Origin of the sequence: Pseudomonas sp. PvP089 (genome assembly GCF_017875165.1) — a bacterium.
In the GTDB taxonomy this organism is placed as follows: domain Bacteria; phylum Pseudomonadota; class Gammaproteobacteria; order Pseudomonadales; family Pseudomonadaceae; genus Aquipseudomonas; species Aquipseudomonas fortuita.
Window position 1 is genome coordinate 2,440,298 of record NZ_JAGGME010000001.1, and the last position, 12,190, is coordinate 2,452,487.

A 12,190-nucleotide genomic window follows, 5' to 3' on the forward strand; every position below is an offset into this window, starting at 1 on the left:
AATTATTTGGTCAGTTCGTGGCCGAACGGCACGCGGAAGCCGGAAGCGTTGCGGTGGCCACCGCCGCCGTACTGCTTGGCGATCTCCGACGCATCCATGCCCTCGTCGGTGGTGCGCAGGCTGAATACGCGGCCATCAGGGGTGTCCCAGTAGCAGGCGGCGAAAGGTTCGCCCTGGGCCATGAGGTGACCCGCATCGCTGGTGAGCGTGTACGGCAGGCTGGCCACCGGCACATCGTGACCTCCGATGACCAGGCGGCGCTTGGTCACGGCCACCAGTTCGGCAACGTCCTTCTGGTGCTTTCGCTCAATCGCGGCGCCGTCCGAGCGGAGGGTCTGCACATCAGTCGCCATGAGCGTGTCCCAGACTTCGAAGTCATAGGGGTAGCTGAAGAGATTGTCCTGAATCTCGCGGGTGCCGTCCAGCTGGAACAGCCACAGGTCTCGGTCCTCGATGTGGCGCAGCAGCATGGGAGGTTCTTGCCCGGGGAAGAAGTGGTCCCAGGCAAGCATGGCGCCGCTGCGGTTCATGTCGAAGCAGCAGGCGATAGCCGGGGAATTCTGCGAACTCATGAAGATGTGCGCGCTTTCCCAGCCCAGCGCGACCGTGCCGTCGGCGTGCCGGCCATCGAGCCGAACGCCGGCATGGAAGGGCGGGAACTTGCCAAGGTCCTCGGCCGCCGACTTGTGATGATCGAGGATTATGATGCTGTGAGCCTTCCAACTCAGCCTGGCCATGACTTCGTACTTGTAACTGAAGTCGACGATGATCACGTCTTTGTCGGTGACATCAGGTGGCTCCTGACCGTGCACGCCGGCAACGAACTCAACCTGCTCGCCTAAGGCCTTGCGGACGACCCAGGCGCCGCCGAAGCCGTCAGCGCAGTTGCCATGGTAGATGCACATCGTTTTGCGTTCAGACATAGAGGTTCCTCGCCCGCGCACAGCGGCGGGCACGCATGTTTAAATAGTGCCCCCAAAACAAGGAGCATTGAAATGGCAAAGGAAGCCAGGAAGCCGTTTGGCTACGTAGCGGTCACGCTCATACCCACGGGCATCGGGTTCGTTATGGGCGGGCTGCTGTCAGACCAGCCTGCATTCATCTACAGCGGCCTGGGCATGGCTATACCTGGGGTGTTGCTAGCCGCGACGCACTTCTGGACGACCCGTGGACGGGTTTGAGTTGTATGGGAGGGGGTTAGGCGTTTGGATAACCGCTGGCTATGCGATCGGCGATGGACTCAAGCTTTTCGGCCATGTACCACATATCGTTGTTGTCGCGACGTGACACGACTGCCGAGCGGGGCACGTTGCGGCCCATCAGGATGGCAGCGGCCAGTCGAATCAGGCCTGCCTCGATCTTGCGCCGGAGCAAGCCTTTGCGCGGGATCACGGCATCAGCTCCTTCGGCACCTGGACGGTATCGCCGAGCTTGGCGGTCACGACGGCGCGGCATGCGGCGATAAGGTGAGTCGATCCGTCAGCATCCCCCGGCATCTCATCCAGCCCAGTGACGGCAAAGAACGAATCCGAATAGAGGCCGAAGCCGACGCGATACTTCTGGATCAGCAGCCCGCCCGGCGCCCAGTCTTCCCACGGGTTGTAGCGTTTGGTGTGCTCGAGGGCCTGGCCCTGATACCGTGCAAACACCCGCCAGGGGTTGCCGTACTGCGGCGGGACCAGTTCAAGGTTCAGCCCTTCGGCCTTGCCAACGGCCCAGCCCAGCGCCTCGCCGGCTAGGTCTGCCGTCTTCACTTCGATCAGGTCGGTCATGGCGCCACCTTCAGGCCTAGGGCGTTGATCGCAGCAGTGAGGTGCCCGAGGTATTTCGGGAAGATGAACGACTCACCCTCCACATCCTCGAATTGCTCCCAGTACTGCTCGCTCTTCATGTCTGGCATTTTGATGACCACGGCTTCGCGGGAGGCTTGCCATGACACCCATCGGGTTTGGGTTTCGCTGTAGTAGTAAACGTCTTCGGCATTCACGCACTTCCTCAGGCGCTTGACACCGCCGCAGTAGCGGTCAAGGTGCCACGCCTCGAACTGCTCACGCATCTTTTCGCTCACAGCTGATACCTCTCATCAATCCAGCGCCCAGGCGCCAGTGCGGGTGTAGGTTCGGGTTGTGTTTCGTGCGGGGAGAGCTGGCGCTCGTTGCCGGCCTGCAGCTGGCTGTCGGGGATGCAGCTGATGCCGCCTGGCGAGCTGAAACCATAGAGCCAACAGGTCGCTCCGCGCTCGTCGTCATGGAACACGCGAACCCCATGCGGCAATGGGTCAGCGCTGGCGCCGGCGGCCAGCAGGAGGAGGCAGAGTGCGAGGCGGGTCATGACTGCACCTGCTTAAACTCGACAGCCCAGACCCATGGATTTGCCTCCCATGCTCCAGGCCCGTTGATCGAGTCCCACACCTCGGCGAAAGCGTCAAAGGCCGTCGTCACAGGGATGAACTCGTAAATCGAGCGCGCCAGGCCTTCCTTGCAGATCTGGCCGATGGAAATGGCCTGCAGCTGCTCGACGCCCACGTCGGTGACTTCCAGCAAGATGCGGCTGGCCCAGCGGGGCATATGGATGCTGGGTTTCCAAGCGGGCTGATCGGCTTCGAACGGTGTTAGCCCATCAGCGGCGTAGACCAGCGTCCCGTCGCTGCGAGCCTCGGTAACGTCCAGATCAGCCGGCTTGAGATAGGGGCCGCGCATCACTTCGAAATGATCGCAGTACCAGGTCTCGCGCACCCACAGGCGGTCGCCAGGCTTGCCGTAGGGGCAGATCACCGGATGCTCCGTACCCTGATCATCCATGCAGCTCTCGTCGAACGTGTGCATGGGTCGCCAAGAACCGTCCTCCTGCTGGTGAAGCTCGAACGAGACGTCGAAGCCTCGCATGCTTGGTTTGATTGGCCGGCGGGTGACCGTCTTCCGGCCGTCCAAGATGGCGCTGACCATCGAGCCGCTGAACAGGATCGGTCGTTCCTTTGCTTGAGACATAGCTTCGCCTTGGCCGCCATATCGCGGCAGTGAATAGAGGGGAGAGGGGTTAGCAAGAATGGTGATGGCCAATAGTCTGATTCAGATCACGAATCAGGCAGATGCGGTTGCGAACCGCTTTGGTTTGGCTATGGTGGATTGATGCATACAACTAACGTCGGAGGAGGACGGCATGAGAATTCGCGGTGATGTTTTTTGGTCTTGGGCTGACCCGACGCTTCACCATAGGACTCATGACGAAACACTCGACGATGGAACGTTCATAGATGTCCAAGTGCGACTGTCGCGCACGGGCAACACGCAGATGTTCCTCGGCGTTTATGCGGCGGGTGGAGCTCCCCTCCACGAAGAGGCGTTCGACTCTCGTCCAGGCGAGTCGATGACCAGGGCATTAGCGTGGGGCGTGGGGCGTGCTCGTCGAATCGCCACCGAGGGCCTGGCTGCAACGAATAAGCTTTCGGCCTGCTCGAAATAGAGGGGCGAGGGGTTACAGCTGGGTGGAGTACAAATGTGCTCCTGTAGTCATTCGCCCTGGTTGGCGAGTGCATTCAGGCGCTGGAAGGAAGTGCCCGGTATGCCGTGGGCTCGCTCATCTGGCGGCACGTCTTCGTCGCGCAGGTCGTAGCGCTTGAGGAGTTCGATCAGTTGGCGCTGGTCGTGGAGGGGCTGGATGCATGGATGGCCCGGTAGGTCGGTGGGCTCCTCGAAGCAGATCCGGTCGTAGCCGTTCCCGCCGACGTGCCAGGCTATCGGCGCCCTCGGCTCTGCGCTGGCGGATAGGGCTGTCTCGATCTTGGAAGCCAACCGCAGCGGAACATCATCGGCCAGCAGTTCGCGCAGCAGCGCATCCCGCTCGGCCAGCTGGGCGCCCATGGCGTAGTTCTCGGCTTCCAGCTCGGTGACATGATTCCAGTCGATGTCAGCAGGGGAATTATCTCTCCCGGCCTCTGTTTGCGCTGGGCGGGGGTAGAGCGGGCCAAGTTTGGCGATTACGTCCAGGCACTGGTTCCAACCAGCAGCAATTACTTTGCATCCAGGCAGATTTTCGGGGAGCGCCACCGGCTCGACCTGGTGCTGCTCGTCTGGACTGCAGGTGACTGTCATCGGTCCGAACGGAACCACTCGCTTTCCAGTCGCCGCAGCATCCCGCTCCGCCTCTTCTTTGGTCCACCAGAAGGCAGTACCAACCATCCACGCTATGGGCTCGGCGTGGGGCTGCGGGATTGGCAGTAGGTCGGTGAGAGCGATATCCGGCGCAGTGCACTGGGCAGCATCAATCGCTGCCATGGCTAGGGCGCGGTCAGTCATGGCAGGAACGCCCTTCAGGCGAGTGATGCACGCTGTAGCAGCGTCGACCTGCTTTTCAGTCCAGATGCTGCGCTCTACCAGCATGTAGCCTTCGGGCACGCTGACCATATCGATGATCCCCTCGATATGGTCATGCTGCTCAATGTTGCTGGATCGGTTTTCTGTGGGCATGGGTGTCTCCTGCTGGCGGCGTCAGGCCGCCAGGCGCTGGTAGAGTTCGATGAGGTCGGCTGCGTTGGCCGCGACAAGGGCCCGAGCTTCGTCCTTGCAGACGCTGTTGCCCAGCAGCTTCACCTGGTCAGTCTTGCTGATGGCTTTCCAGTACAGCTGGCCGGTCACTTCATCGAGGAACAGGCCTCGGTCGATGATGTAGTCGGGTCGGAAGCCTTGGGCGCGTTTCAACTCGTGCGGCTGCAGCATGCGCAGGGTAATGTCGATCAGCACGTAGTCGCCGACCATGACGATATCGGCGTGCTCGGTGAAGTGCTGCGGCAGGTATTTGCGGAGGAACTCCGCACACTTGCGGGCACCGGCCAGTTGCTCATCTGTCAGCGTGTGGCTGTGCAACTGGACGACTTCGACCACAGCCATGCGATCCTTCGACGGGATCGTGTGGACCGGCTCACGAAGTGAGATCCCGTCCTTCTCGGCGCCGTAGTACTTCACCATGTAGGCAGTGACCAGGCGCTGGTTTGAGCCTTTGCCCAGGACGGTCGAAAACGGATCGTCAGCTGCGCGGCCGTCGCCCTTATAGAAGCCACCATTGGCCTGCTCCAGGTGGGCGGACGCAATAGCGTGGTGACCGCTGTTCTGCGTTATGCAACTGAGAGGGCCGCTTGCGGCACTACCCACGCAGCCCTTGCGTAACGTCACTAGGGAGGCAGAAACCAGCGCCTGCTCGCCGCGATTCGCGCCTGTCACCGTCATGGCCGGGTCCGTGGCAGGGTAGCCTGATCGATTTCCATGGTGCGTCAGGTGCGTCAGATGTGCGCCGACCAGCGCAAAGTGCCCTCCCTTGACTTGAGCGACTTGGGTTCGTAGTGGCTCAAGAGTGTCAAAGGTGCGCTGGTTCGACCCATTCGCATGCTCAGTAAGGCATCCAGCCATCGCCATCGTCGGCTGTACTAGGGCGTGATGGGTACCGCCACCGCTGATGGTCGAGGCCGGCTCAGCGACGCTGTGGGTGCTGGTGTGCGACTTCGAGGTTCCGCGTAGCGGGACTATGAACGGATCGTTGCAGGCCAGGGTGTGGCGCCACAGGCCTTTGGCGATCCGGTTCATGGTGTTCTCCACCAGAGCATCGTCGCGGAAGATCGTGCGGCCCTGCAGCTCCCAGTCAATGCACTCGGCGGCGGATCGCCAGGCCTGCTGACCCTTGCCGGGGGTCCTGTGATGCGTCGGCGCGGGCCAGACGATTGGCTTGCCGTCGCGCCGGGCGATGCCGTACAAGCGCTTGCGAATCGTAGGCGCGCCTTGGTCGGCTGCGACGCGCACCTGGTGCTCGAAGTTGTAGCGAAGGCCTCGCACCAGTGCTTCCTTGGGTACGTGGTCGCCGATCTCGGCCAAGATCTCAGGCAGGTCTGGGTGATCCTCTGGAATCCCCTTGCCCAGGACGTTCACGAACGCTTGGAATGTCCGGCCCTTTTCGGCTTTGACCGGCTTACCCTCATCGTCGAGCGGCCCCCAGTCGGCAAACTCCTCCACGTTTTCGAGGAAGATCAGTCGCGGGCGCGTCTGGTATGCCCAACGGATGATTACCCATGCCAGGCCGCGAATTTTACGGTCGCGTGGCTTCCCGCCTTTGGCCTTGCTGTGGTGCCGGCAGTCCGGCGATGCCCACAAGATGCCGACCGGCTGACCTTTGGTAGCTAGGACCGGGTCGACTTCGAAAACGTCTGCAACGTAGTGCTCGGTCTGCTGGTGGTTGGCGCGGTGCACAGCCAGGGCGATTGGGTTGTGGTTCACCGCCACATCCGGTTCGCGGTACGCCTCGGCAATGCCGCTGCTGGCGCCGCCGCCGCCGGCGAAGAGATCGACAACCAGCTCCTTTTCGAAGGGCAGGGCGAGGGAGGTCATACAGGTCATGTTGTGGTCCTTGCGTGCAGGCGCCGCCCTCGCCGGGGAGGCGTTTATTAGTGGCAATTTGATGTCGTTTGGTCTATTAGTGTGATTCCAGACCAGCGAGTTGAATCCCCGATGGACCGCGAGCCAACAAACCAGGAAGTCGCAGCAGTTCTCGGAATTGATGAGGATCAGGTTGATAAGTACCGTCGGGAGGCTGTGCTATTGGGCGACGGTTCCTGGCTGATCCACTTCTCATACGACATGCCGCGAGAGCTGCGGCACAGCTTCACTGGTAGCTTCACGGCGATCGTCGAATGCGTGGCATCTTGTGTTGACGCTCGCTCAGTCGACTGAGCCTCGCGGGTAGCGCCGGAGGGTCAGGCAGCTTTCGCTTCGGCCTGCTGAGCGATGATCGCCTTCGCGGCGTGGTTGATCAGGTACAGCCGATTGATCAGGCTGTCACGAGGCTTATCGATGGTGATCTCCCAGTAGTCACAGCCCAGGCCCAGCTCCTCGTGGTGCTCGCTCATGAACATGCTGGCTTGCTCGACGTAGCTGATATCGTCGGCCTCGCTCAGGCGGTCATTCAGCGAGTCCCAGAAGTCGCGGCCATCCCCGCCATATTCAATGGCTGCGAGATGCTCTTTAACCAACTTCCGGAGCTCGTCCCAGCGACCAGCCTCGTGGCATCCGCCGTCGTTGCGCATCCACTCGGGCAGGGCGGCGTACAGCTCGTCGTCATGGGTGTTTTCACAGATCTGGCTGCAGACGCCGGTTACCAGTGCTGCGCGGAAAGCTTCCTCATCGAACTCGCGCTCACGGCAATGCTCTTCGAGCTTCGAATGGATGTAGTAGCCGATGTCGTCCCCGGCCAGGAACTCGATTCCGTATGAGAGACCTACGTTGAAGGTCAGGCCGTCGATGTCGCCGACAGTGGCGATGCCGAAGCGGGTGATCAGGATGTCGAAGGCGTAGCAGGTGGTGCGCGGGGCTTTGCAGCGCCATGCCTTCAGCTGATCGGTGTCAGCCAGGACGGTGTATTCGTGGTCCTTCAAGCACTCGGCGGCACGCTCGCGGCGCTTGGCCTCTTCGGCTTTACGCTGGGCGATCCATTCTTGGTGGCGTTGTTCGTCGTTCATGGCTTTCTCCATGCATGCGCCGCCCTCCGTGGCCGGATGCGGTGCGAGTTGAATAAGAAATGGTGGCCGCGTAATATCGCCGCTAATTACGACATCGCTTTGCAGTGATGCTCAAAGAGCACGGACTAACAGCTCGCATGAAACACAAGCTCTTCAGCGGTTTGTCTGTCGCATCGGGCCTAGTGACATTGGTGGGAACTCCATTACTTGGTGGTGAACCCCTTATCAACCATATTGACCTAGGAGCGGCGTTGATGGTTATGACAGCAGGATTTGGGTGGGGCGGGGCGGCGCTGGGAGCGATCGATATCCAAATTGCGAAGGGTGAGGAGAGTAGTGCAGCTGCCGGACAGTTCCGCAGGGGGTTAAACTCCTCCCGCTCCCACCAATTTCAATCTGGGGCGACAACCTCGTCCCCCGGATCTTGCTGAATCATCAGCATGCTCTTCCGGTTGAACCCAGCGCCACAGGTGTTACTTGCAGGCGGTGGCGCTGGCTCTTGTCACTTAGCGTCGAAGGTACCCAGGGACAGCTTCGCGGCGTTACCGACCTTGGCGTCGAGCACGGCCTTGAAATCTTGGGCGATGGCTTCGCGCTGGGCCTCTTCGCCGATCCAGCGCAGTTTGAGCACTGGTTGCGCGCCGCCGGTGATGACCGAAACGCGCAGGCGGATCACTTGCTCGGCCAAGCCTTCAAACGGAATTACCTTGAAGTCCAGCCAAGCCGGCAGGGTCTCTTTGCTGCTGGCCTCAATCTGGTCCATGGTGCTGCGGCTGGCGCGGGTCTCGCCGACTGCGTGATCGCTTTCCGACGAGGCCTTCACGGTGATAGTGCGAACTGCGGCGATCGCTTTGGCGATGGTCATGGTCTGGCCATTCTCATCGGTCGCCGACAGGTGCTGGTTCCAGTCTTCGATCCAGTCGCTCATGGCCTTCTGCACCAGGCTCTGGCCGCACACCGCCTGAACGGCGGCGAACGCAGCAGAAGCCTTCAGGCGGAGCACGGCGCGGTCATCGGCATGGCCCGGCTCTTCGGCGGTGCCGATGTTGAACAGCACGATGCAGCTCATGTTGTCCTGGTCGATGAAGCCGCGGGCTGCTGGGGCGGAGCGCTCAACAACGTAGGCGCTGTAGTCAGCCAGCGAGTGGGTGGAGTAGGTGCCACGGAAGCGGTTGCGGCCTTCCTGATAACGCTCGAGATCAACCACGTTGAAGTTTTGCGGCACGACGACCACCGGGCCCAAGGCCGGCAGATCGCGGCCTACTGCGGCAATGGTGTTTTCCTGGATCAGTTCGAGAGCTTCTTTGCTGAGGGACATGCGCTATTCCTTGTAGGTGCTGTGAGTTAGGAGCGTGGGTGTACTGGTGCTTCGTCCCGGTTGAAGAGCTGGTCATGCTTTTCGGGGAAAAGGGAGATGTTCCCGCCGGTGCCGACGTACATCGGCGTGTCGAGGCTGGTGTTCTCGCTACGCGTCCCGCGCTTGGTTGGCACTTTGTAGTCGAGCTTGTGCTTGATCTTTACCTGGTGGGAGTCGCCGATCTGGCTGAAGTCCAGGGTGATGGTGAGCTTGCCGGCCTTGCCGTGGTCGACAACCCCCGCGGCTACTTCCGAGAGGGCGTGACCGATTTGGCTGGCGAAGGCGCCGCCGTTGAGTTCCTGCAGAAACTCTGTGGTATCAGTGGGCTTGGACATTGCTGCGTCTCCTGGTGAACGATGCCGCTGGGCGGCAGATTGATGTGCTGCTGGCGCCGGCCGTGGCGGACGCGCGCGGTGATGCGTTTCAAGCGGAAAGCTCCATGTCTCGGTCATGCCAGCCGGCAAGCCACCAGCCGCAGTTCACTGTCATCCAGCCGTATGGCTGGGCATCGCGTGACTGGCTGTTGTCGCGGCAGGCGTGGCCGAGGTAGTACGCGGGTGGATGAACACGCTGCCGGCGCTTCATCTCTACGCACCGGCGAGGTAGTGGAGCGGGGCGAACGGGATGTCGTCGTCAAAGCTGTCGTGATCCGGCGGCGCGGCCTGCTGGTTTTGCTGCTGAGGCGGTGGCCGGCGCTGCTGCGGCTGCCGATCTGGCACTTGCCCGGGCTGCTGACCCTGCGGCCGGCTGCCGAGCAGCTGCATCGTTCCGCGCATGTCGACGTGCACCTCAGTGGTGTAGCGCTTGATGCCGTCCTTCTCCCACTCGCGAGTTTGCAGCTTGCCTTCGATGTAGCACTGCGAGCCCTTGCGCAGGTATTCGCCGGCGATCTCCGCGACCTTGCCGAACAGCACCACGCGGTGCCATTCGGTGCGCTCGACCTTCTGCCCCGACTGCTTGTCAGTCCATTGCTCGCTGGTGGCCAGGCTCAGGTTGGTAACGGCGTTGCCGTTCGGCAGGTAGCGCACTTCCGGGTCCTGGCCACAGGTGCCGACCAGGAACACCTTGTTTACCCCGCGGCTCATGACGAAAACGCTCCGGCCATGACGATCAGCACCAGCGCCCACAAGGCCGCCCAGCGGGTGCGGGCGTCATCAGGCGGGCTGACCTTCAGCACCGGTACCGACTTTGCGTTTACCGCGCGCTCGAGGCTTTCGGCGTATGTCACCGCATCAACGTGCCGACGGCGCAGGCCATACAAGCGGTTGTCGTCGGCGCCCACGATGGCCCAACTGTTGTTCTCGCCCTGCTGGACGAAGAACCGGGAGTTGCTGCGGAACTCGGCGGCTGCGGCTTCGGCCTGCTGCTGCACCTGGGCGTATTGCACACGGCTATTGCGGATGGCTGCGTTCATGGGTTGGTCCTTGTTGGTCAGGCATGGAGTTCCAAGGCTTCGGCCTTGCGAACGATTCGAACTTGGGCGGTGCGGCGCTCCGGCGCGCGTCGGTCGCGGCGCATCGGGTCTCCGTCGTTTATGGCTGCGTGCATGGTCATGAGGCCAACCAGCAAGATGCAGAGGGGGCTGATGATGTTGGCCCTCCATGCTTTGTTCACCGCCTCGATCCGGCGACCGGCTTCGAGCTTGAACAGCACAATCTTGATGCGGTTCGCTGCGGTTCCAGGGCTGACCGCCATCTTTCGGGCGACCTCCTTCGTCGTGAGTCCTTCGGCAACCCACAGCAGGGCTTCCAGCTCACGGGGAGCCAGTGCCTTGCCGAGCTGGCCAATCCATGAGCCGCAAGTGATCGTTTCCATGACTGGTCCTCGGTGGGCTGCATTGGTCGTGACGCTCGCTGCCGCTTACCTCCCGGACCAGAGGAGGGCGAACGTCACGACCAATGCAGTCGTTTTAAGGTTGATGGTGGTGAGTGTTAGGGGCTGTAAAGCGCACGATGGTGAGCCTTAATGGGTGCATGGGTGTGTGATCTGGCCGGTGCTGCTTTCTTCCGGCTTGCCGCATCAAAGGGCAGTGGTAGATGAGTAGCCCTGCGGACTGTCGATGCACGAGCAGCGTGTTAGGCAGGTCGTGCAAAGCCCGTTGGGTCTTTCCTTGCGCATCAGCCTGCGCACTCAGATCACACACCGATGCAACCTGGTGATGGGGACCAGGTAGATCGGGCCGGTTACGTGTCCGGCGTCGTTGCCAACGACCGTCGCTGTGCAGCACTCACGGCTGGCTATCGGGGCTGGTGGCAACCAGCGCGCTCCGGGCGACTATTCTCTCGGCCTGCCAGCGACCGGCTCTGTAGCGTCCGGTTAGGCTGCCATTTCCCATGGCTGGGTTAGGCGTTTCGCTTACTACTTCATGATGGCGTTCCTCCTATGGTTGTTTGGTCCGCGCCATGCTCGTCGCCGGGTTTCCCCACCTCTGCCTGCTGCAGCAACTGGCTACGCATCAGGTGGCTCGCATGGTTTGGCGTCCTCCCATGGGGGAGTCCGGCAGCTATCCAGAGGCTGCGTGGTCGACGACTTAGCTTGTCCCGACCCAGGTGATGGCCTGGGTGCGTCGAGGTGGTCACGTCTGGTTGTGTAAAGAGCGGCGGCCGGTGAGGACCTCTGCAGTCCTTGGTGAGTGACTGCGCGTTGATGCAAATATCACGCAGCGTGTTTTTTATGTCAACACAATATGTGATTTATTTTTCCTGATGGTGTGTTGAGGATTTTTCCTATGAGGCGGGTTCACGTTTCACGAGGTGTGATGTATGCTCATCGAAATAACTGGATGGATATACAGTAAAGGGGATGGCTTATGTCCAAGCAGAAGAAGACGGCACAACAAGGACGCCAAGAGATGACCGGGGTAGAGCGGCTCGGGCTGCGGGTCTCGTCGATGATCAATCACCCGATTGCGCAGTCGCAGCGTTGGGTGACGATTCATCGCCTGGACACGGATGGAGACATGGAGTGGGAGGAGGTGATGGGGCTGCTGGCTGAAACGCCTGAGCTGGACCTGACGTTCAATGACGACGAGAGCGTGACGGTGCGGTGGGAGGCGCAGAGCGCTGAAGATCGGGACGACTTGGTCGTGGAGCGTGATTGGGAGGATGAGAAGGCGGAGGAAGAGGCGCCGTTCTAACTGCGCAGGGCAAGGCGAGCGGGAGGATCCACAAATGATAATGATTTGTATTATCTTGTGTTGTAGAATCCCTCCTTCCACGGAGGAGCAGCTCAATGAATAGCACCCAAACCCGCTCTGCAGCATTTATCACATGGCTGTCCCGGCACATGCGTAGGCCCGTTCTCGATGAAGCTGCGTACGATCGGGCGCCGCTTGA

General features: G+C 61.2%; 18 protein-coding genes. 3 read left to right on the forward strand and 15 right to left on the reverse strand.

Annotated features, from left to right (window positions below):
- Positions 1 to 2 precede the first annotated feature (2 nt).
- Positions 3 to 923 carry a phosphohydrolase gene (locus J3A71_RS11100; protein WP_231995276.1) on the reverse strand — a complete coding sequence of 307 codons (921 nt, stop codon included), beginning with the start codon at positions 921 to 923 and terminating at the stop codon, positions 3 to 5.
- 72 nt (positions 924 to 995) lie between these two features.
- On the opposite strand from J3A71_RS11100, the gene J3A71_RS11105 reads away from it, so the two are divergent.
- Complete coding sequence (locus J3A71_RS11105) at positions 996 to 1,181, forward strand: hypothetical protein (RefSeq protein ID WP_096426510.1); 186 nt, start codon at positions 996 to 998, stop codon at positions 1,179 to 1,181.
- A gap of 16 nt (positions 1,182 to 1,197) precedes the next feature.
- On the opposite strand, the gene J3A71_RS11110 is transcribed toward J3A71_RS11105, so the two are convergent.
- The 5 genes from J3A71_RS11110 to J3A71_RS11130 are packed head-to-tail and all read right to left on the reverse strand — an operon-like array spanning position 1,198 to position 2,987.
- On the reverse strand, positions 1,198 to 1,392 hold the full coding sequence (locus J3A71_RS11110; protein ID WP_096426509.1) for a hypothetical protein: 195 nt from the start codon (positions 1,390 to 1,392) through the stop codon (positions 1,198 to 1,200).
- Complete coding sequence (locus J3A71_RS11115) at positions 1,389 to 1,772, reverse strand: DUF2591 domain-containing protein (protein WP_096426508.1); 384 nt, start codon at positions 1,770 to 1,772, stop codon at positions 1,389 to 1,391. Before J3A71_RS11115 ends, J3A71_RS11110 begins: the two co-directional genes overlap by 4 nt.
- Positions 1,769 to 2,068 (reverse strand): hypothetical protein, encoded by a 300-nt coding sequence (locus tag J3A71_RS11120; protein ID WP_096426507.1) that lies wholly within the window; start codon positions 2,066 to 2,068, stop codon positions 1,769 to 1,771. Before J3A71_RS11120 ends, J3A71_RS11115 begins: the two co-directional genes overlap by 4 nt.
- The gene (locus J3A71_RS11125; protein ID WP_096426506.1) at positions 2,065 to 2,331 is read right to left on the reverse strand and encodes a hypothetical protein; all 267 of its coding nucleotides are present in this window, start codon (positions 2,329 to 2,331) and stop codon (positions 2,065 to 2,067) included. The genes J3A71_RS11120 and J3A71_RS11125 overlap by 4 nt, the downstream gene beginning before the upstream one ends.
- Positions 2,328 to 2,987: a hypothetical protein gene (locus J3A71_RS11130; protein WP_096426505.1), complete on the reverse strand. Its 660-nt coding sequence runs from the start codon at positions 2,985 to 2,987 to the stop codon at positions 2,328 to 2,330. Before J3A71_RS11130 ends, J3A71_RS11125 begins: the two co-directional genes overlap by 4 nt.
- Positions 2,988 to 3,159: 172 nt before the next feature.
- On the opposite strand from J3A71_RS11130, the gene J3A71_RS31355 reads away from it, so the two are divergent.
- Positions 3,160 to 3,462 (forward strand): hypothetical protein, encoded by a 303-nt coding sequence (locus J3A71_RS31355; protein WP_096426504.1) that lies wholly within the window; start codon positions 3,160 to 3,162, stop codon positions 3,460 to 3,462.
- 47 nt (positions 3,463 to 3,509) lie between these two features.
- Here the strand turns inward: J3A71_RS31355 and J3A71_RS31360 are convergent, their stop codons facing one another.
- The 9 genes from J3A71_RS31360 to J3A71_RS11175 all read right to left on the reverse strand — a co-directional run bounded on the left by J3A71_RS31360 (position 3,510) and on the right by J3A71_RS11175 (position 10,670).
- Positions 3,510 to 4,466, reverse strand: a complete 957-nt coding sequence (locus J3A71_RS31360; protein WP_231995275.1) for a hypothetical protein — start codon at positions 4,464 to 4,466, stop codon at positions 3,510 to 3,512.
- 21 nt (positions 4,467 to 4,487) lie between these two features.
- Positions 4,488 to 6,380, reverse strand: coding sequence for a DNA cytosine methyltransferase (locus J3A71_RS11140; RefSeq protein WP_096426503.1), 1,893 nt, complete (start codon positions 6,378 to 6,380; stop codon positions 4,488 to 4,490).
- A gap of 356 nt (positions 6,381 to 6,736) precedes the next feature.
- On the reverse strand, positions 6,737 to 7,498 hold the full coding sequence (locus tag J3A71_RS11145; RefSeq protein ID WP_096426501.1) for a hypothetical protein: 762 nt from the start codon (positions 7,496 to 7,498) through the stop codon (positions 6,737 to 6,739).
- A 502-nt stretch (positions 7,499 to 8,000) separates the two neighbouring features.
- Positions 8,001 to 8,816: a DUF2303 family protein gene (locus J3A71_RS11150; protein ID WP_096426500.1), complete on the reverse strand. Its 816-nt coding sequence runs from the start codon at positions 8,814 to 8,816 to the stop codon at positions 8,001 to 8,003.
- A 26-nt stretch (positions 8,817 to 8,842) separates the two neighbouring features.
- Positions 8,843 to 9,190, reverse strand: coding sequence for a hypothetical protein (locus J3A71_RS11155; RefSeq protein WP_096426499.1), 348 nt, complete (start codon positions 9,188 to 9,190; stop codon positions 8,843 to 8,845).
- Positions 9,191 to 9,278: 88 nt separating this feature from the next.
- Positions 9,279 to 9,440 (reverse strand): hypothetical protein, encoded by a 162-nt coding sequence (locus J3A71_RS11160; protein ID WP_172901749.1) that lies wholly within the window; start codon positions 9,438 to 9,440, stop codon positions 9,279 to 9,281.
- 2 nt (positions 9,441 to 9,442) lie between these two features.
- Positions 9,443 to 9,940, reverse strand: coding sequence for a single-stranded DNA-binding protein (locus J3A71_RS11165; RefSeq protein WP_096426498.1), 498 nt, complete (start codon positions 9,938 to 9,940; stop codon positions 9,443 to 9,445).
- A complete protein-coding gene (locus J3A71_RS11170) occupies positions 9,937 to 10,269 on the reverse strand; it encodes a hypothetical protein (RefSeq protein WP_096426497.1) in 333 nt (110 codons plus the stop codon). The genes J3A71_RS11165 and J3A71_RS11170 overlap by 4 nt, the downstream gene beginning before the upstream one ends.
- 17 nt (positions 10,270 to 10,286) lie before the next feature.
- Positions 10,287 to 10,670, reverse strand: coding sequence for a helix-turn-helix transcriptional regulator (locus J3A71_RS11175; RefSeq protein WP_096426496.1), 384 nt, complete (start codon positions 10,668 to 10,670; stop codon positions 10,287 to 10,289).
- A 994-nt stretch (positions 10,671 to 11,664) separates the two neighbouring features.
- On the opposite strand from J3A71_RS11175, the gene J3A71_RS11180 reads away from it, so the two are divergent.
- Entirely contained in the window at positions 11,665 to 11,991 is a 327-nt protein-coding gene (locus tag J3A71_RS11180) for a DUF1654 domain-containing protein (protein WP_096426495.1), read from the forward strand.
- Positions 11,992 to 12,190: the final 199 nt, after the last annotated feature.